The sequence below is a fragment of the Brevibacillus fortis genome, assembly GCF_046196545.1.
GTDB lineage: Bacteria > Bacillota > Bacilli > Brevibacillales > Brevibacillaceae > Brevibacillus > Brevibacillus fortis_A.
The window spans coordinates 2,548,512-2,569,153 of record NZ_CP176370.1 but is presented as its reverse complement, the minus strand read 5'-3'; the positions used below and the strand labels follow the sequence as shown (position 1 = coordinate 2,569,153).

Annotated in this window: 23 protein-coding genes and 1 pseudogene; 5 read left to right on the top strand and 19 right to left on the bottom strand. The window is 46.3% G+C overall.

Features of this window, described 5'->3' with window-relative positions; all coding sequences use genetic code 11:
* Positions 1-99 precede the first annotated feature (99 nt).
* Positions 100-1,191 (bottom strand): Glu/Leu/Phe/Val dehydrogenase dimerization domain-containing protein, encoded by a 1,092-nt coding sequence (locus ACKKE8_RS13335; RefSeq protein WP_409178566.1) that lies wholly within the window; start codon positions 1,189-1,191, stop codon positions 100-102.
* Between the two features lie 233 nt (positions 1,192-1,424).
* On the bottom strand, positions 1,425-3,494 hold the full coding sequence (locus ACKKE8_RS13330; protein WP_409178565.1) for a sigma 54-interacting transcriptional regulator: 2,070 nt from the start codon (positions 3,492-3,494) through the stop codon (positions 1,425-1,427).
* A gap of 215 nt (positions 3,495-3,709) precedes the next feature.
* Between ACKKE8_RS13330 and ACKKE8_RS13325 the strand changes: the two genes are divergently transcribed.
* On the top strand, positions 3,710-3,970 hold the full coding sequence (locus ACKKE8_RS13325; RefSeq protein ID WP_409178564.1) for a DUF2627 domain-containing protein: 261 nt from the start codon (positions 3,710-3,712) through the stop codon (positions 3,968-3,970).
* Here the strand turns inward: ACKKE8_RS13325 and ACKKE8_RS13320 are convergent.
* The 8 genes from ACKKE8_RS13320 to ACKKE8_RS13285 form a co-directional block, all read right to left on the bottom strand.
* Positions 3,967-4,881, bottom strand: coding sequence for a UDP-N-acetylmuramyl pentapeptide phosphotransferase (locus ACKKE8_RS13320; protein WP_409178563.1), 915 nt, complete (start codon positions 4,879-4,881; stop codon positions 3,967-3,969). The two genes, ACKKE8_RS13325 and ACKKE8_RS13320, sit on opposite strands and share 4 nt — an antisense overlap.
* Positions 4,863-5,555, bottom strand: coding sequence for a glycosyltransferase family 2 protein (locus ACKKE8_RS13315; protein ID WP_409178562.1), 693 nt, complete (start codon positions 5,553-5,555; stop codon positions 4,863-4,865). The genes ACKKE8_RS13320 and ACKKE8_RS13315 overlap by 19 nt, the downstream gene beginning before the upstream one ends.
* Complete coding sequence (locus ACKKE8_RS13310) at positions 5,542-6,096, bottom strand: copper transporter (RefSeq protein ID WP_409178561.1); 555 nt, start codon at positions 6,094-6,096, stop codon at positions 5,542-5,544. Before ACKKE8_RS13310 ends, ACKKE8_RS13315 begins: the two co-directional genes overlap by 14 nt.
* Before the next feature lie 25 nt (positions 6,097-6,121).
* Positions 6,122-7,288 carry a putative cytokinetic ring protein SteA gene (steA, locus tag ACKKE8_RS13305; protein ID WP_409178560.1) on the bottom strand — a complete coding sequence of 389 codons (1,167 nt, stop codon included), beginning with the start codon at positions 7,286-7,288 and terminating at the stop codon, positions 6,122-6,124.
* A gap of 187 nt (positions 7,289-7,475) precedes the next feature.
* Positions 7,476-7,652: a DUF2759 family protein gene (locus tag ACKKE8_RS13300; protein WP_007720823.1), complete on the bottom strand. Its 177-nt coding sequence runs from the start codon at positions 7,650-7,652 to the stop codon at positions 7,476-7,478.
* 116 nt (positions 7,653-7,768) lie between these two features.
* Positions 7,769-8,572 carry a class I SAM-dependent methyltransferase gene (locus ACKKE8_RS13295; RefSeq protein WP_409178559.1) on the bottom strand — a complete coding sequence of 268 codons (804 nt, stop codon included), beginning with the start codon at positions 8,570-8,572 and terminating at the stop codon, positions 7,769-7,771.
* A complete protein-coding gene (locus tag ACKKE8_RS13290) occupies positions 8,569-8,949 on the bottom strand; it encodes a VOC family protein (RefSeq protein WP_409178558.1) in 381 nt (126 codons plus the stop codon). Before ACKKE8_RS13290 ends, ACKKE8_RS13295 begins: the two co-directional genes overlap by 4 nt.
* A complete protein-coding gene (locus ACKKE8_RS13285) occupies positions 8,933-9,742 on the bottom strand; it encodes a class I SAM-dependent methyltransferase (protein ID WP_409178557.1) in 810 nt (269 codons plus the stop codon). Before ACKKE8_RS13285 ends, ACKKE8_RS13290 begins: the two co-directional genes overlap by 17 nt.
* A gap of 100 nt (positions 9,743-9,842) precedes the next feature.
* On the opposite strand from ACKKE8_RS13285, the gene ACKKE8_RS13280 reads away from it, so the two are divergent.
* On the top strand, positions 9,843-10,709 hold the full coding sequence (locus ACKKE8_RS13280; RefSeq protein WP_409178556.1) for a LysR family transcriptional regulator: 867 nt from the start codon (positions 9,843-9,845) through the stop codon (positions 10,707-10,709).
* A gap of 7 nt (positions 10,710-10,716) precedes the next feature.
* Here the strand turns inward: ACKKE8_RS13280 and ACKKE8_RS13275 are convergent, their stop codons facing one another.
* From ACKKE8_RS13275 to ACKKE8_RS13265, 3 genes are all read right to left on the bottom strand, one after another.
* Positions 10,717-11,592: a metallophosphoesterase gene (locus tag ACKKE8_RS13275; RefSeq protein ID WP_409178555.1), complete on the bottom strand. Its 876-nt coding sequence runs from the start codon at positions 11,590-11,592 to the stop codon at positions 10,717-10,719.
* The gene (locus tag ACKKE8_RS13270; RefSeq protein ID WP_409179113.1) at positions 11,567-12,145 is read right to left on the bottom strand and encodes a beta-class carbonic anhydrase; all 579 of its coding nucleotides are present in this window, start codon (positions 12,143-12,145) and stop codon (positions 11,567-11,569) included. The genes ACKKE8_RS13275 and ACKKE8_RS13270 overlap by 26 nt, the downstream gene beginning before the upstream one ends.
* A gap of 114 nt (positions 12,146-12,259) precedes the next feature.
* Positions 12,260-12,730 (bottom strand): hypothetical protein, encoded by a 471-nt coding sequence (locus ACKKE8_RS13265; RefSeq protein ID WP_409178554.1) that lies wholly within the window; start codon positions 12,728-12,730, stop codon positions 12,260-12,262.
* Positions 12,731-12,826: 96 nt separating this feature from the next.
* Between ACKKE8_RS13265 and ACKKE8_RS13260 the strand changes: the two genes are divergently transcribed.
* A complete protein-coding gene (locus ACKKE8_RS13260; protein WP_409178553.1) occupies positions 12,827-13,264 on the top strand; it encodes a hypothetical protein in 438 nt (145 codons plus the stop codon).
* A 96-nt stretch (positions 13,265-13,360) separates the two neighbouring features.
* Here the strand turns inward: ACKKE8_RS13260 and ACKKE8_RS13255 are convergent, their stop codons facing one another.
* The 3 genes and pseudogenes from ACKKE8_RS13255 to ACKKE8_RS13245 form a co-directional block, all read right to left on the bottom strand.
* Positions 13,361-13,738: a hypothetical protein gene (locus tag ACKKE8_RS13255; protein WP_409178552.1), complete on the bottom strand. Its 378-nt coding sequence runs from the start codon at positions 13,736-13,738 to the stop codon at positions 13,361-13,363.
* A gap of 131 nt (positions 13,739-13,869) precedes the next feature.
* The gene (locus ACKKE8_RS13250) at positions 13,870-14,046 is read right to left on the bottom strand and encodes a hypothetical protein (protein WP_409178551.1); all 177 of its coding nucleotides are present in this window, start codon (positions 14,044-14,046) and stop codon (positions 13,870-13,872) included.
* 416 nt (positions 14,047-14,462) lie between these two features.
* Positions 14,463-14,552: pseudogene (locus ACKKE8_RS13245) on the bottom strand (sporulation transcription factor Spo0A); the annotation flags it as partial.
* Positions 14,553-14,681: 129 nt separating this feature from the next.
* On the opposite strand from ACKKE8_RS13245, the gene ACKKE8_RS13240 reads away from it, so the two are divergent.
* The gene (locus ACKKE8_RS13240; protein WP_409178550.1) at positions 14,682-15,704 is read left to right on the top strand and encodes a tyrosine-type recombinase/integrase; all 1,023 of its coding nucleotides are present in this window, start codon (positions 14,682-14,684) and stop codon (positions 15,702-15,704) included.
* A 69-nt stretch (positions 15,705-15,773) separates the two neighbouring features.
* On the opposite strand, the gene ACKKE8_RS13235 is transcribed toward ACKKE8_RS13240, so the two are convergent.
* Positions 15,774-16,115 (bottom strand): YolD-like family protein, encoded by a 342-nt coding sequence (locus tag ACKKE8_RS13235; RefSeq protein WP_409178549.1) that lies wholly within the window; start codon positions 16,113-16,115, stop codon positions 15,774-15,776.
* A 444-nt stretch (positions 16,116-16,559) separates the two neighbouring features.
* The gene (locus tag ACKKE8_RS13230; protein WP_049739275.1) at positions 16,560-17,489 is read right to left on the bottom strand and encodes an acetamidase/formamidase family protein; all 930 of its coding nucleotides are present in this window, start codon (positions 17,487-17,489) and stop codon (positions 16,560-16,562) included.
* Positions 17,490-18,237: 748 nt separating this feature from the next.
* Here ACKKE8_RS13230 and ACKKE8_RS13225 point away from each other — a divergent pair.
* Positions 18,238-18,609: a hypothetical protein gene (locus ACKKE8_RS13225; RefSeq protein WP_409178548.1), complete on the top strand. Its 372-nt coding sequence runs from the start codon at positions 18,238-18,240 to the stop codon at positions 18,607-18,609.
* A 72-nt stretch (positions 18,610-18,681) separates the two neighbouring features.
* Here ACKKE8_RS13225 and ACKKE8_RS13220 read toward each other — a convergent pair whose 3' ends face one another.
* Positions 18,682-20,640 (bottom strand): phage tail tape measure protein, encoded by a 1,959-nt coding sequence (locus ACKKE8_RS13220; protein WP_409178547.1) that lies wholly within the window; start codon positions 20,638-20,640, stop codon positions 18,682-18,684.
* Positions 20,641-20,642: the final 2 nt, after the last annotated feature.

Genomic DNA, 20,642 nt, shown 5'->3' with positions numbered 1-20,642 from the left:
TTTACGAGAATATGAATATTCAAAGAAAACGGTTTATGTATCCCTGACCGCCCTCCTAGAAGAGCGGACAGGAGTATGAACTATATAGAAGAAACGAGATTAGCGCTTGTAAACAGTCTTGCCGTTTTGCAGGAAAGTATTACGTGATCTAGCAACACTTGCAATGCGCTCTTCCGCCATGCGGTCAGCAGCTTTGTAGGAAGCCATGCCATCACGTTCAGCGATTTCGTAAATTTTCAAGATGCTGTCATAGATTGTTTCTACTTTTTTCAGTGCACGCTCGCGGTTGTAGCCTTGCAGCTCATCTGCCACATTGATTACACCACCAGCATTGATTACGTAGTCAGGTGCGTAGATCAGACCCATTTCGTGAATTTGATCGCCGTGTCTTTCTTCTTTCAGCTGGTTGTTAGCTGCCCCTGCAATCACTTTTGCTTTGAAGAGTGGAATGGTGTCATCGTTGATGATTGCACCCAATGCGCAAGGAGAGAAGATATCGCACTCTACGCCAAAGATCTCGTTAACGCCTACGGCTTTCGCACCGAAATCGTTCACTGCGCGATCTACGTTTTCTTGATTGATATCCGTTACGATCAAATGCGCGCCTTCTTCATGCAGATGGCGGCACAGATTGTACGCTACGTTTCCTACACCTTGTACAGCAATCACTCGTCCGGAGAGAGAGTCGGAACCAAACGCCAATTTAGCAGAAGCTTTCATCCCACGGTAAACACCGTAAGCTGTAACAGGGGAAGGGTTGCCACTGGAACCGAATGCCGGAGAAACACCCGTGACGAAATCTGTTTCCAAGTGGATCATATCCATGTCTGCTACCGTTGTTCCTACATCCTCAGCTGTGATGTAACGGCCATTCAGCCCTTGAATATAGCGACCGAAAGCACGGAACAGTTCTTCGCTCTTATGCTCACGCGGATCGCCGATGATGACTGCTTTACCACCACCGATGTTCAGTCCTGCTGCTGCGTTTTTGTAAGTCATCCCACGACCGAGACGCAGTACGTCCACAATCGCCTCTTCTTCTGTTTTATACGGCCACATGCGCGTACCGCCGAGTGCTGGTCCTAATGTCGTATCATGAATGCAAATGATTGCTTTCAAACCGGAATTTTCGTCTTGGCAAAATACCAATTGCTCGTAATCGTACTTTTGCATGTAGTCAAAGATGTTCACTGAAGAAACCTCCCTAGTATCTTTCGTTTTCCGCTTAGATAAGCTGGCGTAACAGTGGGCTCCATTTGGAGAATTTCCCGTCAAGAGGTATATGCAAAAGTCATGCCAATAAAATCAAACTTATGAAAGCGCTTTATTTACAAGAACGCGGAATGAGTGTCCCGACGTCAAGTCTGCATTTTTTTGCATACACGCGCAAAGATTTGCGTGCAACATTTTGCATGGTTGCTTCATTACTCTTCCTGCACATCCATGATGCCCAATTTTTCCATCTTGTAGTACAAACTGCGAATTGCGATTCCGAGGCGTTTGGCTGCAAGGGTGCGATTGCCTTTGGCTGCTGCCAGTTCCCGCAATATGTGCTGACGTTCTGCCTTTTCCACAGCTTCTTTTAACGTGGTACCAGTGGAACCCTCATACTGGGCCTCTTCCTTTTTGGTCGAAACGATTCGTCTTTCCAGTGGGGGTAAATGCTCCGGCATAATGATTCGCTCGTTGATCCGCATATGAATCATCGCCCTGCCCAGTACATTCTCTAGCTCGCGTACATTGCCTGGCCAGTGATAGGACAGCAGCATCTGCAATGTTTCTTCATGCAGCTCTTCTACATTTCTTCCGTACTCCAGATTGGCTTTTCGTAGCAAGTGCATAGCAACCGGTTTAATATCTTCCAAGCGCTGTCTGAGTGGAGGAATATGAATCGGCACGACGTGGAGACGATAATACAGGTCTTCACGGAAACGTCCCGCTCCAATCGCAGCCTCCAAATTCACATGGGTAGCCGCAATGACGCGAACATCGATGTTGATCGGCTTCGTTCCACCGACTCGCACAACCTCTCGCTCCTGCAGGACGCGCAAAAGCATGACCTGCATGCTCATGGACAACTCGCCGATCTCGTCCAAAAAGATCGTTCCACCGCTCGCTTCCTCAAACAGCCCCCGCTTGCCTCCTCGACGCGCACCTGTAAACGCGCCTTCCTCATAACCAAAAAGCTCGCTCTCCAGCAGGCTCTCTGAGATCGCTGCACAATTCACCCGGATGAATTGGTTGTATTTTCGTTCACTTGCATTATGTATGGCGTGGGCAAACAGTTCTTTCCCCGTTCCCGATTCCCCACGAAGAAGAACAGTTGCTGGTGTTAACGCCGCTTTTTTGGCTTGCTCAATCGCTTGCTGCATAGGCTCGCTATAACCGATGATGTCTGCAAAGCTATATTTTGCCTCCAAATTGCGAATGATACGACGAGCTCTCTCCAGCTCTTCTGTCAGGCGCTTGAATTCGGAGACATCGTGAATGACGCCAACGCTGCCTTTCAGCTCCCCATCGACCACAACAGGTGCAACATTGACCACGACGTCCTTACGCTTTGGTCCCAATTTCATAGGGACGCCTCTCACTGCCTTCTTCGTTTTCAGGACTTGCATGTGCATGCTATCGCCTTCGGAAATGTCTACCGTCGCTGGTTTCCCGATGATGTCCTCTTGCGAAAAGCCCGTAAGCCTTGTGTAGGCCTTGTTGATCAAAAGTCCATTCCCGTATTGGTCAACGACTGATATCGCTTCGTCCGATGATTGAATAATCGCTTGCAGCATACTCTGCAAATCTTTCAGGTCCGTCACTTCTTCTGCCAACGCCATGATTTCTGTGATATCACGGAATATGGCAACGGCTCCGACAACTTCTCCTCGATCATTGCGAACGGGCACGCGGTTTGTAATAATCCGCGTCTGATTCGGCAAGACTTGCTCCTGATTCAATTCGGGAGAGCCTGTCTTTAATACAATATGTAACCGAGTGTTCGGTATACGCTCCGAAACTTTTGTATCCAGCACTTCACTCGCCTCGATGCCCATCAATCGCTCTGCAGCTTTGTTGAACAACGTAATAATTCCTTGGCGATTGACCCCGATAATCGCGTCATGTGTGGAGTTCAGCATCGTTTCGCGCTCCCGCTGATTTTGCATCAAGACGGCAATCAGCTTATCGCGTTCCCGAATCAATTTCATGACGATTCTCGTAAACGTTCCTGGGATAAGCACCGTCTTATCTTTCTTTAATTGCCTGAGATGCTCATACTCCCCCAGGTCCCCTGTAGCTTCTAAAATGACATCCAGATCCTCATCCAAATATGGCCGATAATCTTGATCGACGGGAATCCCCAATGATTGGGCCAGAAGTATGCCTGGAGCGTCCGGCCGTTGATCGACGACAGCAACGACTTGTAATCGGTCCATCTGGTTTAGCATCCGCAGGAGTGCTGTTCCACCACGTCCCGCACCAACGATGAGCAGCTTGTGCATGCGAGAGACCCCTCACTTTTTGAACAACCTCTTTACGATCTTACTCGTTACCATTGTACTCCAACAAACCGTTGATGGACAGGCGTTCTTCCCTAACGTGCGCTCGTTCGTGTGCAACAGGTACGGTGGACAAGGCTGTTCGCATCCGATATGATGAAAAGAGCGTATTGTAGTTGTTGTAATCGTTTACGCATTCGAGAAAGGGGTGAAAACCCTTGGTTTTTCAGAAAATCATTGCACTCTTAATTATGGTAATCCCGGCGGCAATCGCCATGTACGGAATCAAGTTAATCCGTGACGCATTCTTCTTTTCTGCCTCTCCGGATGTTGGATTTTTATGGGGAAAACTCATTCTAGGTATACTGGCTTTCGCCATCCCTGTATGGTTTATTGCTGGATTTATTCTCCATCACGAACGCAAAAAAAATCGCGTACAGCCTCGTTTCATGGTTCCTGAACCTGATGACGAGGACTAGACCAAACCGGACGAGCCAGTCTGGTTTTCTTTATTTTCAGCTTCTGCAACTCTCCCCCATTGATCGAGTCGTCGGAGCCAACCAACCTGTTCAATGACACGGGAAAACGAGCAAAATTCTGCCGCAACCTGAAGACACAAGAAAAGCACGAGCATACTCGCCTGTACATAAATCGGTGTCCCGATGACAAAGGAAAAGCCTGTTGCAAAACCCAAGGCATTCGACCCTGTGTCTCCGAGCATGATTTTGCCGCCAGCGTCATGGGGAAACATGAGCATGCTCGCCACGAAGATAGGCATCAAAAAAATCCAGTTTGCCATCGCCGTACTGGCTCCTATTGTCCAAATGCCAAAAGCCCCTGCTAGTACTGTCAGGCCCCAAAACACTTTGATCGCCCGTGCCGGCCGCAAATCAAACAAGTTAATGATATTGGGAGAGAGCGCAAGTAAACCAAAGGAAACAATACCTGCCCACAACGAGTTCGAAAGAAAGAAGGAAAGACAAAAAGCCGTGCTTGTCCCGCCTATCAGCTTCCACATGCCACTGGTTATTCGCCTCTCTCGCCATAACACGCCGAAATGTCCACGAAAGCCTTTTGCATCCCGATCTGATGCGCGATCGTCACGCCATCCCCAAAAGGCCATTGTGATCATACCAGTTAGAAATAAAAAGCCGTGCAGGAGAAGCTCGCTTTTGGTCCCTCTGAGCAAAAGGATTCCGACCAGCACGATCCCGGTAATAGCGCTCGAACATACGAGGATGAGCCCCCCCGCTGTCAGTACTAGCTCTCTATCGTAATTGAATCGATTCATCCCCAGGGCTTTGAGCTTTTGCGCACCGATTTTATGCAGCGGGCGGTCAAGCACCAGCGGAAAAACGACCGCGATGAGCATCATGATTTTCGTTTCCACTCCTGCCCCTCCCACCATTTCCAGCATAGCGTTCGGCTAATCGCGACAAACTCTTTCCCTCGATGACAGAAGCCTGCCCAATCGTTTTTCGTTTCACGGTGCGAAAAAAAGACAGGGACCTCTGCTACACGATACCCTGCCCGCAAAGCATCGACAGTGAGACCCACCTCTATGCCAAATCCCTTATCCTGGCTCCCCAATCGGTTAAGAAGCTCTCGACGTATTGCGCGTTGTCCCGATAAAGGGGCTTTTGCTTCAAAACCTGTCAACATCCGGATGCCATGATGGGCCAAGCCTTTTGCTAATCCGAGCCCTGCTTTCACTGTCGGAGGTGGAAGAACAGCTACCGCCATATCACAGACATCTTGTAGCACCGGCGTAAGCAAATGTGTGGCTTCTGCTGCGCTGTCTCGCAAATCACCGTCGAGAAGCATGATCACATCCCCACTGGCGCACTTCCAGCCCAATTGAACAGCTGCCCCTTTCCCTTGATTGCGCGGCGCTCGAATCACCCTATCCGCCCACTTGCTTGCGATGTGTGCCGTCTCATCTTTACTGCCATCATCAACGACGATTAGTTCATCACAAAAAAAGCGTTCACGGATGGCACGGAGTGTATCACCGATAGAAGCCTGTTCGTTGAACGCTGGGATGACAACGCTAACTTTTTTCACGCGAGCCCTTCCTCTCAGCCAATCTATTTTGCACTTGCTCCAAAAGTGCCCATTGTTTTGCAGGAGAGTCAGGCACTTCTACGACCTGTATCCAGGAATTCATCTGTTTTTCCCGTAGCCAAAGCGGGGCTTGCCTTGCTACCACCAAAAGCACCCCATCTTCCCAACTGTTTCCCTCGCGATACGAAACCACTTCCATGCCTACTGAATGCATCAGTTGCGTAATCTGTTCGGCAACGTTGCCATCCTCCTGCCAAACATACACCTTGCTTCCTGTAAGTTCATCCACATAACGTATGCTCATGAGTTGGACGACTTCTTGGTTGCTGCGCGCAACTTCCTTGAGCAATCGATTCATTTGCTGCCGTAACTCATGGTTGCTTTTGAGAGCGTGATCGTACTTTGCTTCCATATTGGAAAGAATGCCTTTTGTTCCTTGCGTTATCCATGAATGGCCTGCCGTCCCTCCTAACAAGATACCTACCCCAAGGGCGACAAATATGGCAGCCAGTGAAATCAAATGATAGCGGAAGGGTATCATGTATACCTCCATGAAAGTGCGTTGTTCATAATGTCCAAGTCCGCCACTGTGTCCAAATCATCTGTACAGCATGACGGGCGATCGGGTTAATGACGAGCGCGGCTGAAACAGGGAGAAGCATAGCGACTATACACCACCCCCACAGCTTCCACGACTCGCTCGGCCGATAGAGATGACTGACTCCTTTGGCATCAATTAGCTTTGTCCCGATTTTCGTGCGGACCAATAACGTGCTCGCCATACCTTTGCGGCCTTTTTCCAGAAAATCAATCATATTTGTATGGGCACCGATCGTGACGATCAGTTCAGCCTCCTCTTCGTACGCTAACAGCATCGCCACATCTTCGCTCGTACCAGGCGCTGGCAAGACATGATAAGGCAAACCGAGTGCTTTTACGCGAGTCGTTCCAGGTGCTGTCCCATCCACAAAAGCATGTACGACGATCTCCGCTCCGCTTTGGAGCGCCCTGTCCGAGACGCTGTCCATATCTCCCACAATCAGGTCTGGACGATACCCTGCTTCCATGAGGGCATCTGCACCGCCATCGACTCCGATCAAAACAGGTCGATATTCCCGAATGTAGGAAGATAGCGTCAGTAAATCCTCTCTGTAATGTTTCCCGCGAACGACGACCACGACGTGACGCTGTTCCATTTTTGTATGTAATCGCACATGGCAAAGTGGTTTTAAAAATAGGTCTTTTTCCTTGCTGGCGTATAAAAGTGTATTGTCAATAAACGATGAGAGCGTGTCATCCAACTTATCGTGCGCTTCATGCCATCGGTTCAAAATAGAGGGAACGGTCACCTGCTGCAGCCTACATACATGGACCCACTTCTCTTCCACTAGGATGTACAGATTTTCTTCACGTATCGTTGCATACTTGCCCTCGATCCATTCCATGAACGAATCCCGCCTATCTACATCCATGACCTCATAGAGTGTGACACTGTTTGTTAAAAGTTGGCGAGCCCCTTCAGCCGGGTATTGCCCCGTCATGAATGGCGAAAGGTTGAGGACGACTTTTACCCCTCTTTCCAGCAAGGACTGTGCTGCTATCTCATCAACGTCCGGATGATCAATGATGGCAATATGACGGGAGTGGAGACGTTTGCACAGCTGCTTCGTCTTCAGATCAGCTGCTACGACAGCCGTGTATGAATGTGCTGCAGAACCTTTTCGTTTACCCACGTTTCCACCTCCGCCCTTAGTATGCTAAATATTTCCTTCCTACATGCAAAAAACGGTCAGACCGTTTTTTGCAGACCGCCAGCGGTCCCATCATGTTTAATGAAAAACATCGAGATGTTTTTCACAAAAAAAAGAAGCTGTGCATCAAATGCACAACCTCTTTTAAGCGAAGCGTTTTCAGTTTAATCTACGCACCCTTGACCAGGTAGTAAATGATCAAACCATCTGCGAACAGGAAAACCACCAAAGATACAAAACCAAATAAGATTGCAAATGTGTTTTTCGCTTTGATGGAACTCAAACAGCCCCAAGCAATAAAGAATGTGAAAATAAACATCAGGATGTCAAATAAAACGATTTTCATGAACGACAACTCCTTCACCATGATGACGCAAACCGGAATACAATGGCAATTCCATTATATAGCTTCACGTATTATGAGACAAGCATATCCAAATTTGTGAACAAAAAGTTTCACAATTATTCCCCTTTTATTGTGCCACATGTTGCGCTGCCTATCCATATACTCCAGCAATCTTGCTCCATCCATTTTTCTTGCCCGACTACATGATCATGGATGGTGTGAACGAGGTCCTTTAGTTCCGCATCGGTCAATTCATGCAGAATGGAGCGGCCTTTTCTAGAAAGCAGATCAGCTTCCAATTCAGACCAGCTATGGTATTCACGTCTTGTCTCCCACAGCGTTGTCTTGTTCACCTGTTCAAGCCCCGCGAACTTCATGATGTTCTGCACCGCTGTATCATCCGGTCTTCGTGTTTGTTCTATCGTTAGTAAACGCGGGTATCGAGTAAAGAAATAACCGCGAAAATGAGTCGGCGAGGCTGGCATTTTGACATCGTCCATCGTCCGGTCTTGAATTAAGCAAATTCCCCCCGGTGCCAATAGCCTAATGACTTCGTTAAAAAACATCTGCAAGTCTTGCTCCGGGAAATGATGGATCAAAGCGCGAGCGAATACAATATCCGCACACTGACTCGGCAAGCCTGTTGCACGAGCATCCCCCTGTGCAAACGAAATCTTCGGATCGTCAGCGCATTGCTCTCTCGCCGCTTCTACCATCACCTGGGAAAAGTCAACCCCCGTGACAGTAGCAGCGCCTAGCCCAGACCAAGCCTTGCTGTAAATTCCACCACCACAACCGATGTCCACGACGTTTTTCCCCAAGGGATTGACGAGTGACAGGATCGTCTGACTCCACGAATCGTCAGCGGTTCTCCCAGTATAGCTCAACTGGTTTTTCTCAGCGTGAAAATCAATTGTCATTCTCGTTTCGCCTCCATGAACTCCAGTCGGTTTCCAAATGGATCCTCTGTGAAAAAGCGGATAAGGTGAGGAATTTCTTCGTCAATCCGAAACGATACCCCATTTGCTTGCAGATGCTCCATCAGCGAACCAATGTTTTGCACAAGGAACGCCGGATGTGCTTTTTTCGCGGGAATGAATCCTTCCTCTACGCCAATATGAATCATTTGAGCACCACATTGAAACCATACACCACCTCGAACGAGTAGCTTCGCTGGCTTTGGAACCTCCGGCATTCCCAAAAGCTCACCGAAAAACTTGCGCGCTACGTCCTCCGCTCCTGCTGGTGCTGCTAATTGTACATGATCAAGCCCAATCCATTCATGTTTTGTTGTCATCGTCTTCATTTCCTCCTCTTTTCTTGCACAGAACCATCCATTCGTCAATCTGATGGGTCATTACTCTGCCTTCCTTTGTGATCAACCCTAGATATTCCTTTTGTTCATCTGTAGCGTTCAGCAGTAGTTTTTCGACGTCCGCCTCCTGTTCAGATGATTCGGAAGTGCGCTGAACCCATGGTAGAAATTCAAACCTTTTTTTGCGTTCCTGTTGCTTTTGCGGAGTCAAGCCATTCGCTTCAAACAAAGCCCGCCATTCACTTACGGAAAGACAGCGAACATGACTGGGATCGCGTGTTTTCTCTACTTCATTTATGAATGCTGAGAGTGACGACTCCTCAGGCGAAACGTTGTCGATGAAGAGGAACAACCCACCAGGGGTCAGCACGCGGCTCACCTCACGAACAAAAGCCGCCGGATCAGGAAAATGATGAGCCGCGATTCGGCATGTGACGATCTCAAATGCTTCATCCAGAAACGGGAGAGATTCTGCATCTGCCTGAACATACATCACATTATGGACAAGTGCTGTATCATTGGCCGCAGCAGCCGCCATGAGCATCGGGCGAGTCAAATCCGTGGCGACGACCGAGCTCACATGTGGAGCCAATGTCCTCGCTACGTGCCCACCTCCTGTGGCGATATCCAGTGCCCGCCACTTCTCTGCTGGTTGCATCCACTCCACCATCAGTTCCAGATCGCTGCCTTTTGCATGCGTCTTGCTTTGCACGTATTGCTCTGCATTTTTTCCAAATTGCGCTTGAACAGCTTGTTTGATCTCCTCATTCTTCATCAGGAACACCTCCTGCCTACATCATATTCCAATGTTTGTCATCCTTGTTATAGAATACAGATAACTAGTTATCGAGAATTTGAATAGGAGGCAACTAAAAGTGGATCGAGAAAGTCTTGAGGTTTTTTTGACAATTGCTCGTCATGGATCGATTAATCGCGCTGCACAGGCGTTATTTTTGGCGCAATCAACACTTACACACCGATTGAAGCAGCTAGAGCGCCAGATTGGGAGTGCGCTTTTTGTTCGCACTGCCTCAGGAGTGAGTCTTACAGGCGAAGGGCGTCGGTTACTACCGGTGGCCACAAATATCGTGGAGCAAATGCGCTCCTTTATCCAAGAGAAAGAACAGCGCCAATCGATGAACATCGTCGCAGGAAAAGCTTTTGTTGCCTATGAACTCCCGCGACTGATCGGAGAATATCGTATCGCTCATCCGGGATTTACCTGCTACGTCCGCTCTACGTTGTACGAGGAGTCCCTCAGTGCTCTGCTAACCGGAACGGCCGATATTGCCTTTCTCGGGAGTGAAATGTATCATCCGCACATCCACCAAGAATTCCTTCCCAGCGATCAACTCCTGCTCGTCATGGCGCCCAGTCATCCTTGGGCAAGCGGGTTTCCTGGCTTTCAGGCATGGGGGACAGAGGAAATGATTGTGTTTGGGAATCACACCGCTCCTTATCGCCAACGAATTGACCGTTATCTGGCGCAGCAAGGAGTTTTTCCGAATATTATTATGGAATTGGACAGCTTCAATGCTGTTAAAAAAATGGTCGAACGTCAGCTAGGGATCACGATTCTTCCGGAAAGAACCATACAACAAGAGCTAGCCACCGGAAGATTGGTCGCCTACGATATCGCAAACGGCGAATTAGTTCGCCCCACACTCATCGCCTACCTGCATCCAAAAAAAGAGGACGATGCTTTCCAGCAATTCGTCCAATGGATCAAGGAACAATATTAACAATAGTTCACTGTAGTGTTAGTACCGTAAGCTCCGGGCGGCAAAATAAACGAACAGGCAAGATCGTCGTACCCAACCCTCTGTTGGTGTATACAGCCATGCCACCTACCTGATACAGTCCTTGTACGTATTTGCGCCCGTATTGCGGTGCCAAGAGATGACCAATGAAGGGCAAGCGCACTTGTCCGCCATGGCTGTGGCCGGACAGTTGGAGATGCACGGGATGCTCTGACGCAATATCAGCAAAATCAGGCTCGTGCACCAACAAGATAACGCTACCCTCCCGCGGGATATTGTCTAGCGCCCTTGGAAGATCAGGTACGCCATAGAAAACATCATCGACCCCCGCCATGTATAACTGCTGGCCATCTTTGTGCACGACAACGTGCCGATTATCCAACACTTCGAATCCAGACGCGACTAAGCCATCTCGAACTTTTTGCTGTTCCCCAGCTCGATAATCATGATTGCCCAAAACGGCGAATTTGCCTAAGGGGGCTAGGAGCTGATTGAAAAGGGGAACGGCGGCGAATAGAGGTCGCGTCACTTCATCAACGATATCCCCTGTGAAGCAAATCAAATCCGGTTTTTCGCTCTGGATCACGGCGATAACCGACTCCAACTCTTTCGGTTCAAAATAATGACCGAGATGGACATCACTGAAATGAATGAGCTTTGTCCCCTTAAAGCTTTCTGGCAATCCCGGTATCGTGATGGACAATCGCACGACATCAAGTGCTTTTCGTTCCCATACATGACCGTACACGCCAGTAGCTATACCGAGACCAATCAATCCCCCTACCCATTTCGTGACTTTGTGGAAAAATGTTTTCCTTGAAATGGGGGCAAGGTTAGGATCATTCACTGTCTTTCGTTCGCTCATACCCATTCACGACAACGTCTAATCTTCCCGTCACCGGGTCAATGAGTAAGCCATGCACCTCCACATTCGGTGGGAGGAGTGGGTGATTTTTAATCGTTTCTACGCTATTTTTCACACTTTCTTCTACACGATCGAATCCGTGCAGCCATTTATGTAAGTTAATCCCTGCATGTTGAAGCGTGGAAAACGTTTGAGCCGAGACTCCTCGCTCCTGCATCTTCTCCATCGTGCGTTTGCTGTCGATCGCACTCATCCCGCAGTCATAATGCCCGACGACCATCACTTCTTCGGCATTCAATTCGTAGATCGCAATAAGAATACTGCGCATGATACTCCCAAAAGGATGGGACACGATTGCACCGGCGCTTTTTACGTGCTTGATATCCCCATTGTGTATGTTCATGGCTTTCGGTAACAGTTCAACCAAACGGGTATCCATACAAGATAGCACGACCAATCGTTTATCAGGAAACTTGGTGGTTTGGTACTTTTCATATTCTTGGTTCGCCACAAATTCACGGTTAAATGCGAGAATTTCATCTAAATTGCGCACTTTCACAGCACCTGCCTCGCTCTTAGTAGTATGTATTTGTATTGTATGCTTTTCTATTTTACATAGGAGAATCGAAATCTCGCAAGGGACTGTGGCAGTTTCTTATCAAGTGGTTCATTTTGTCAGGATGTAATGCTGCTCACCTAAACGAAATTTTTTTGGTGAAAAGAGGTCCTCCATCGTCGAGTAAATGGGTTCTCTTTTTGTAAATTTCTCATCCATCAATAGACCATACAGTTCAACCTGCGTCTTGTCGTGATCAAGTAGCTCCTCGCACCAGGCACGTAGATGCATCATTCTGTCCATGCTTTTTTGATAGTCCTCTACGTATTTTTGATAATAACGAGGCCTCTCCTCTTCTGGGTACATCCCAAGTTTTACTTTAGCAGGATGCTTGGAAATGCTAAATCTGCAAGCGCATCCCTCTTCGGTTGTCACCCACCAGGCCTGTTTTTTCGGAAAATGCTTGAAAAAATGAGGACTTTTTTCACGTGATAACTTGCCTGTCAAAACATAAGAAGAGACTATCGGATTAGGCTCAATTCCTGGTGTTTCTTTTATCATGACGAATAATTCTAGGCACATGGATTCAGTTCCTCCGGAAAGAGTACTTTTTTAGTTATAGTAAAAATACCCCAACTTTGGTAAAATGATTAAAAACATATTTAGGAGAGTTGCAGATTGAAATTTAGACTAGCCTTAATACTTGCACTAGCACTAATCCTTCCAGCTTATAGTGAAACTGTAAGCACACCAGAAGTGCCGCTACCTGCATATGTATTAGCCATTGACCGATTTGACGAAAGCACCGGAATGTGGATGGTTGCTTTAGCGACAGAATCAAATGATGAAAAGGAATTGCGCGCTTTAGTGGAAAATACTCGGACTCTAGCGAAAGACAAGAAAGAAGAAGTTAACTCCGTTTCTGTGACCATTATCAAACCAGATGGAAGGATTCCTTCCACTGTTACGGCATTTGGCAGAATTGCCTTGACGAGTAAAGGCATGGAACAAACCGGATTGAGTAGTACTTCCGAAATGGTCTTTGAATATAAAAACGCTCCCGCTGCAAGCACCGAACAACCACCTACTACACCGGCTAAAGAAACATCGAAGTAACCTTGATTCTATTAAGTGAATTGTGTAATGATAATCAAAGCCAGGGTTAAAATACCTTGGCTTACCTCTTGCCCCGAGAGATATCTAGTCAGTCCATCATGTTAATACTTGAAAAAGTTTATCTATTTGTTTCTTACTGGCGAATGACTCATCAATCGATAAAAAGGATAATAGGGTAATTGGTTTTTGGGCTTTATCTGCGGCAAACATTTTGTGATGACCATCCAATAAAAAATGACTATAAACCCATATCTCATCAAAATGATTCAACGGATATTTTATATCTAGGAAAGAAATGCTCAACGCTGTTGGTGTTTCTTCTACATTCACCCTTTCTACATAATCATTTATGGCTACATGATTCAATGATTCACTGGATTGAATTGGTACTATATATTCTTCTATTTTCTTCATACTGCTAATATTCCTTAGCCCAGCCTTATAGTACTCAGACCCAACTACCTCTCTTTTCATCCTAGGATACACCTTCAGCAAAGTTGCAATATAATGACCATTGGGAATGAGACAGGATAAATCAGACATGAAATCTTGGTCTAGTATATTTATCCCTTGATTTAATTTGTTGGATATTTTTGTTGCGTTTTTCATATCCATTCCTGAAACGTCGGCATAAAAAAGACAGGTTTCACAATTATACCTGTATTGGCGATCTCTTTTCCCTCAATGGTTAGATAGCGCTGACGATAACCAGCCTGCTTATACTCAATAGGTGATGTAGAAGAACTAATTCTAATTTCTTTATAGGACAGTAGTTTGCTCATTTATTTTAATCTCCGAAGTATTAACCTTTAAATTTTGATGGGCTTTCAACGTAACTTTCGATCACATAGCCACAATTTGTACAGATTCTATGAATGATCGTAGAACTAAGAGGAACAAACTTGCCGAAGGGAAACACTCCCGCATCCCCAGCTTGCCTCCCTTTTCCAATCTCTTTACACCCACATTTTGGACACTGCACTTTTTGATTTTCCATTCTGCACCTCGCTTTTACTCTGTTTAGAATATTATTATAGATTACACAAACCATTTTTTGTTAATTTATTCTAAAGAAAGGAAGCTATAGGAAATTAGGAGTCAAACTCTACTAAGTCCTACCCATACAAAAAGACACTAGCAAGCAAGTGCTAATGTCCCTTTGTATTGGTTAAGGATCGTTTAAATGAGTGTCTACATCCTAGCTAATCTTCGCCTCAATCCGCAACTTGTCCGCCACCATGGCGATGAATTCACTATTGGTCGGCTTCGCCTTGCGGGCGCATACCGTCTATAATCCGCTTCATATCACGGAGAATTTAGCGTGAACAGAACGGCAGCACTCCGTCATTCCGATGAATTTTCGCGTTGTTTACCGGAACGTATCGCAAAAACTTATCGGAAAGGTACGTGAACAGAAATGAGCGCAAAATTTACGTTTATCCAACGCAAACAGCCCGGCAAAGTGGTCGATCTATCAAAATGTATTGCGGATTATCTCGCGGCAAAACGACTTGAGCGGAGGTCCGATAGGACAATCGAAGCATACGCACACACGCTGAATCAGTTTGCGAAATGGTTCGATCAAAGAGAGGACGATGTAATAACTCTCGATGTGATGCGCGATTATATCCATTACTTAACGTTTGAAAAAGAAAAATGGGACGACCACCCTACAAATAAGACCGGATCGCGGGGATTATCTGCGCGATCGGTCAACAACATTATCCGCAACTTACGGGTTTTCTTTAATCAGTTAGTTAGGGAGCGAGTCATTTCAATTTCGCCAATGGATGGAATCCAGTATCAAACTGATGTAAAAGACACTTTCGAAATATACTCAGATGACGACGTAATAAAGCTTTTAGGCGCACCTAACACCCGAACATTTACGGGCATGAGGGATTACACTATGATGCTGGTTTTAATAGACAGTCTTTGCCGTATAAAAGAATTGACCGAACTTCGCGTCTCTGATATCAACTTGAGGATGAGACAAATAACGATCCGAGCTGAAATTGCGAAAACAAGAACTACTCGCGTCCTGCCTATATCTTCAAAGACCGCTAAAGCAATAGAAGCATTAATAAACTACATGAATGTAGGTGAAGATGATTATTTATGGCTTACGCAGTTCGGCGAACGCTATCTCGCAGACACCTTCTCAAAGATGCTAAAAAACTATGGTAGAAAAGTCGGCGTAAAGGGCGTTCGCGTGTCTCCCCATACTTACAGGCATTATGGAGCCGTTAAATATTTGCGCTCAGGTGGAGACCCCATATCTCTGATGAGGCTGCTTGGGCATACTTCATTGGCTATGACAGAGAAATACGTCCGCTTTACAACCTCTGACCTGAGTGAACAGCATGAAAAAGCCAGTCCCGTAACTAATCTTCTTGACTCTGGAAACAGTAGAAAGAGCGGCCACTTAAAGTTCAAGTAGGCTTAGTAGCTATATAATAGGCAAAACAGAACGACCTTCGGTAATTTCAGAAGGTCGTTTTTACCTATCTCACTTCGTCACTGCCACAAGGTCCTCCACGTTAATCCATTGTGAATCCCAATCGCATACGAGTTTAAATCGTTTGCTCACCGCATCGATCTCGCGGACCACTCCCCATGCCTCTTCCAACTTACCAAGCTCGCCCTTTCTCGGAACGAACCATTTCACGGTAATCGCGTAGACGTACTGCGTGCTGTCGTACACGCGAAAACACATCTCCCCGAAGTCATCGTCATCTATGGCGGGACGTTCAACAAGCGTACGCACCTCGTTATGTTCGATTAGCGCCGCTCGTTGCTCCGGTAGTACAAATCGTGATGATCCGAATAAATTATCGATTTTCTTCGCCATTTCCATACACCCCCATAACCGAACGTTTGTTATCTAGAATTAATCACTAAACTGATTCTAAGATAGCTAAATCAAGAAGGAAATTATAATGTGTCACATGACTTTCTATTGTAGATAATGATAATTACATTTTATTGGATAAGAACGTGAGTTCGCAACTTTTTTATTCAAGGAAAAAAGTATTTCTGTAGTTCTTTACTACAAATCTAAAGAACTATATGTAATCGCATATGTACTTAGAAATCTAATTGGAAAAGTAAAGAGATATTCAGGAACGAAAAAAGACGTTCTTGAATACCTCTTTTTAATAAACTATCAACCTGCTAGCAGAATGACCATGAGCTGTTCAAAGCAACCAGTCTACTTAAAGAGGAGCATATCAGTCATACAGTAGCCTTTTTTTCTTAACTATTCATACATAAGTTTTGTTAAATAATTTATTATTTATAGAACGGCTTCTTTGGATAATAAGGCGTGTACACCGTTAACGCCATTGACTAGTTGAGTAATACGCAAGTCAACAAGAAGGCTTGCCAAATTTAACGCTTCTTTTCGCTCAAAACTATACAACTCCTGCATCCAATCAAGCATTCCCTCTAAGGCAATCATCGCTGCCTCATGTACATCTTCATGGAATCCAAAGGTAATTCTCTTAAGGGGAGTCTCTGCTCTTGGGAAAGATAAGCATTGATCAAGTACTGTGAAAGTTAAATCGACTAACTGCATTGGGCATTCGAGAGCTGGACTGGATACCTCTCCATCACCTTGAACAGCATGACCGTCACCCACTGAAAAAAGGCCACCTTCTACTGCTATGGGTAAGTATAAAATACTGCCAGGTACAAGTTCTTTACAATCAATATTCCCTCCACAGAACCTCGGAGGGTAAGTGGAGTGTATCCCTTCTTCATTTGGAGGCATGCCCATAATACCCATAAAGGGCTTGAGCTGTATTTTATGTCCTTTGTTACTAATCCCTAAATTGTTAGAAGCATCTAACTCCCACATCAAAACATACTCTGGTCCCTCGTGAAGACCCAATCTTTTGTTAATAATATTCGGGAATCCACCTCCGCTACTCCAGCCCCAATTACCGGTCTTAATATCGTTTATACGAATAGCCAAGGTTTTTCCTTCTTTTGCTCCATTAATGTAGATAGGTCCGATCAAGGCATGTCCGCTATCTTGTGGATGATCTCTTTCGCAGAATTTCTCTCTTACACCGTCTAATTGAAATGGACCAGTATTCCACCCGGCGTCAATAGTCTCAAAGCGAACGGTGTCACCCGAATTGATTGATACTATTGGAGTGAACTCCTTTGAAAAAGAACCGTGCAGAGTTGAACGATCTGGGTGAATAAAAAACTCTGCCATATAGACACCTCCTAATTTGTATCTCATATTAATGTACAACAGGAAATGTGTGGAAACCCCTGAAGGTTGTGATTACTTTTCGAATTATTCAGCCAACGGGTTCTATAAATCAAAAAGTGGCAGCCAGGTACGTTTTATTCCTGACTACCACTCCAATTTAAACATATTAATACCAATAAAAAATGCCATACGAATATATCGTATGACACATTATATCATTCCCTAATAATATAGCTATCTATCAACCGAAAGCGTCACTCTAGTTTACAAGTAGTTCTTATATTATGCGGTCATTCTCCGAATTTATCAAGAGGGATTCCGTTCCCTCCGAAAATCTTCCGCACACGAGCGTAAATCCGGAAATATAAACGCGATCCTGCCGTCTGGTAACGAGTGAATCTCATACGGTATATATCAGATGTCGAGGTCGCGGCGGATATCGGATGCATCGCGCCAAGGTACGGTGAAATAGAAGGACGGGTCTAACACGGGGAAACACGCTCCTTTCGTTTGGACGAGCGTACTATTCCGGATTGAGACAAAAAAAAGAGCGCCCCAGCAACGGAATTTTCTCCGCTACCAGGGCGCATAGTATTTGTTCATAATGATTATATGTCTCTCAACACTCGACCGAGATGTAAGTTTAGATTTCAGGCCATATTCAGGCAATATTTGACAAGGAGAAAAGGAATTGTTATAATTTGGTCAAAGTTAGTCAAAGTCAAAGACCGAAGGGGAATATACAAAGATGAACTTCATTCCAGAACTACAGAATGCGTTTGCTGAAATTGCTGCTAAGAACCTGCATAAAGAAAGTTTGGCAGTTGAGAATCAATTATTGCTGAATGATGCGTCTGTCAAAGTTAATCATGTAGTTCATGAAGCAGCTACTGCAGGGTTTACTGTAAGTTCTGTGAGAACCACTCCAGATTTTTGGATGTTTACTATTAATGGACGCTCTATTACTATTGGTCACGATGAACTATTCAAACGCTTGATGCCTGACTATGATCTAAGCGACCTCAATAAAGTAAAGCAACTAAGAGAAACTTCAATGGAGACTGCCATTCAATCCATAATTGTTGAACAAGTTCGCGCAGAGTTAAAAGAAATATTCTAAAACCTTGAATGTCAGTTAAATTCTCTGCATCAAAAAATCGCCCCTCCGTAAAACGGAAGGGCTTTCGTCATTCTAGTTTTGGAGTGCGCGCATTTGCCGTACTAGACCATACGCGATCTTTTCGATTACTTTCGGATCATCAACGTCGCCGCCCGCAGCGTTCACAACGAAGGTATTACCCGAGATAGTGACGCCGCCACCCGAACCACCACCGGAATACTCACGATTTTCCTGCTTCGTCAGTACACGCTCACCTTCGTGTAGACGTGCGGTATAACCGTCGCGTGGGATATACGAAATTCCATTATAATGTGAACCGTCGGGTTCTTCAGTGAAACTCGGCATAAACGTATCGAATGCCCAAGTTCCTGCTTGGTTAGCGTGCATTATTGGTGACGACATTATCGCATTACCGATGACACTGTTTTCCATCTCGCTTTGTATGCCCTTGGAGATGCTTGTTGCAATCCTAGCGCCGATTATGAGGCCAGCTTTTGCAATGTCTGGCGCTTTTTCTTCAAGGAACGCGCCAAAGTCTTTGGCAATCCGTGACGCACCTGACTCGATCATTTGTTTACCGGATGAGCCATACCATTCCTCAAAGCCACCGATAAGGTGCTTCCAAAACGGAGGTGGACCGCCTGCCCTGTCCATTATCTCCGCTTGCTTGAACTTCATTTCGGCTTGCCCCGTGACCTCCCATTTCTGCGGATCGTTCAAGTATGGGTCCATAAAGTCACGGACGCTCTTGCCCACCTGTTCGAACGTCGCCGCGATCTGAGGGCCGTATTGCTGCGCCATATCCGCGAACATGAGCGCCATGTCCTTAATCACTGGAAGCATCGGCTGTAGCGCGGAAATTTGGATCGTCTCAAGTGCCCCGCTCAACTGTTCAATCGCACCCTTTGCGTTGTCCATTTTCTGTTTTGCAACGTCCAAAGCGGACACCTTAGACATTTCCGTTTGGAATTTCCGGACACCGTCTGCTCCCTCGTTATAGAGGACGGTTGCGGCTCGAATCGCGTCGCTGCCGAACATCATCTCAAGCGCGAGCATCCGTTGTTGATCGGTCATTTTTCCAAGCGATTTCTGCAAGATGCTGGAGATTTGATCAAGTGATTTCAACTTGCCTCGTGAGTCGTAGAACAAGTTCGTGTTGTTTTTCGTTAGAATTCCTAATCGTTTAAATAACTCGATTTGATCTTTTGTCGTCGGCTGTAGGTTCGACAGCATCGTTTTAAGCGAGGTTCCCGCATCGCTTCCTTTAATCCCGCTGTTCGCAAAGAGTCCGAGCGCTGTATTCGTGTCTTTAAACGACATGCCGACACCCGCTGCAACTGCCGATACCGCCGAGAGAGAATAGCGGAGCTCCTGGACACTCGTCGCGGATGCGTTAGCGGTTCCCGCGAGAATGTTCGAAGCTTGTTCCGCGGTCAGTGTGTCACGCTTGTAGGCGTTAAGCGCGGTCGACATGATCTCCGCGGCATCCGCTAACTCAAGCCCGCCGGCAGTTGCGAGGTTCAGTGCATGTTGGAGTCCGCCAGCCTGAACAGCCGCGGGAGTTAAGCCTGCCTTGAGTAGTTCTTCAATTCCTTGCGCGGCTTGGAGTGACGAGTATTTTGTACTTGAGCCCATCTCCATCGCGAGATCACTCATACGCTTCATTTCTTCGTTGCTTGCACCCGTGAGCGCTTTAATAGACGACAATTGGGCTTCGTAATCCATCGCCTTATCCAGTGAGCTAAACGCGAGCCCGACCGCCGCTGTTCCCGCAGCCAATCCCCCGAGCAGTCCTGTTACCTTACCTATAGAGCCCGGCATTGAGTGGAAAGACCGTACCATCCGATTGCTGTCCTCTGCCAATTGGCGCGTTGACTGACTCGCCTTACTAGTAGCACGCTGGTACATATCCGTCGAGTTCGCAGCACGTCGGAACATATCGTTCGTACGCGTCATATTTGCGAGAATACGTGTCAGCTTTGAGCTCATTTCGTCTTTGAGGATGAGGCGGGCGGTTAAATCATAAGCCATCG

Coding starts and splice junctions, on each gene's coding strand:
- ACKKE8_RS13285 (WP_409178557.1), bottom strand. CDS start 9,742: ATGAAGAATGAGGAGATCAAACAAGCTGTTCAAGCGCAATTTGGAAAA.
- ACKKE8_RS13230 (WP_049739275.1), bottom strand. CDS start 17,489: ATGGCAGAGTTTTTTATTCACCCAGATCGTTCAACTCTGCACGGTTCT.
- ACKKE8_RS13265 (WP_409178554.1), bottom strand. CDS start 12,730: ATGTGCCTAGAATTATTCGTCATGATAAAAGAAACACCAGGAATTGAG.
- ACKKE8_RS13240 (WP_409178550.1), top strand. CDS start 14,682: ATGAGCGCAAAATTTACGTTTATCCAACGCAAACAGCCCGGCAAAGTG.
- ACKKE8_RS13300 (WP_007720823.1), bottom strand. CDS start 7,652: ATGAAAATCGTTTTATTTGACATCCTGATGTTTATTTTCACATTCTTT.
- ACKKE8_RS13225 (WP_409178548.1), top strand. CDS start 18,238: ATGAACTTCATTCCAGAACTACAGAATGCGTTTGCTGAAATTGCTGCT.
- ACKKE8_RS13220 (WP_409178547.1), bottom strand. CDS start 20,640: ATGGCTTATGATTTAACCGCCCGCCTCATCCTCAAAGACGAAATGAGC.
- ACKKE8_RS13330 (WP_409178565.1), bottom strand. CDS start 3,494: ATGCACAAGCTGCTCATCGTTGGTGCGGGACGTGGTGGAACAGCACTC.
- ACKKE8_RS13235 (WP_409178549.1), bottom strand. CDS start 16,115: ATGGCGAAGAAAATCGATAATTTATTCGGATCATCACGATTTGTACTA.
- ACKKE8_RS13310 (WP_409178561.1), bottom strand. CDS start 6,096: ATGATACCCTTCCGCTATCATTTGATTTCACTGGCTGCCATATTTGTC.
- ACKKE8_RS13250 (WP_409178551.1), bottom strand. CDS start 14,046: ATGAGCAAACTACTGTCCTATAAAGAAATTAGAATTAGTTCTTCTACA.
- ACKKE8_RS13290 (WP_409178558.1), bottom strand. CDS start 8,949: ATGACAACAAAACATGAATGGATTGGGCTTGATCATGTACAATTAGCA.
- ACKKE8_RS13295 (WP_409178559.1), bottom strand. CDS start 8,572: ATGACAATTGATTTTCACGCTGAGAAAAACCAGTTGAGCTATACTGGG.
- ACKKE8_RS13255 (WP_409178552.1), bottom strand. CDS start 13,738: ATGAAAAGAGAGGTAGTTGGGTCTGAGTACTATAAGGCTGGGCTAAGG.
- ACKKE8_RS13275 (WP_409178555.1), bottom strand. CDS start 11,592: ATGAGCGAACGAAAGACAGTGAATGATCCTAACCTTGCCCCCATTTCA.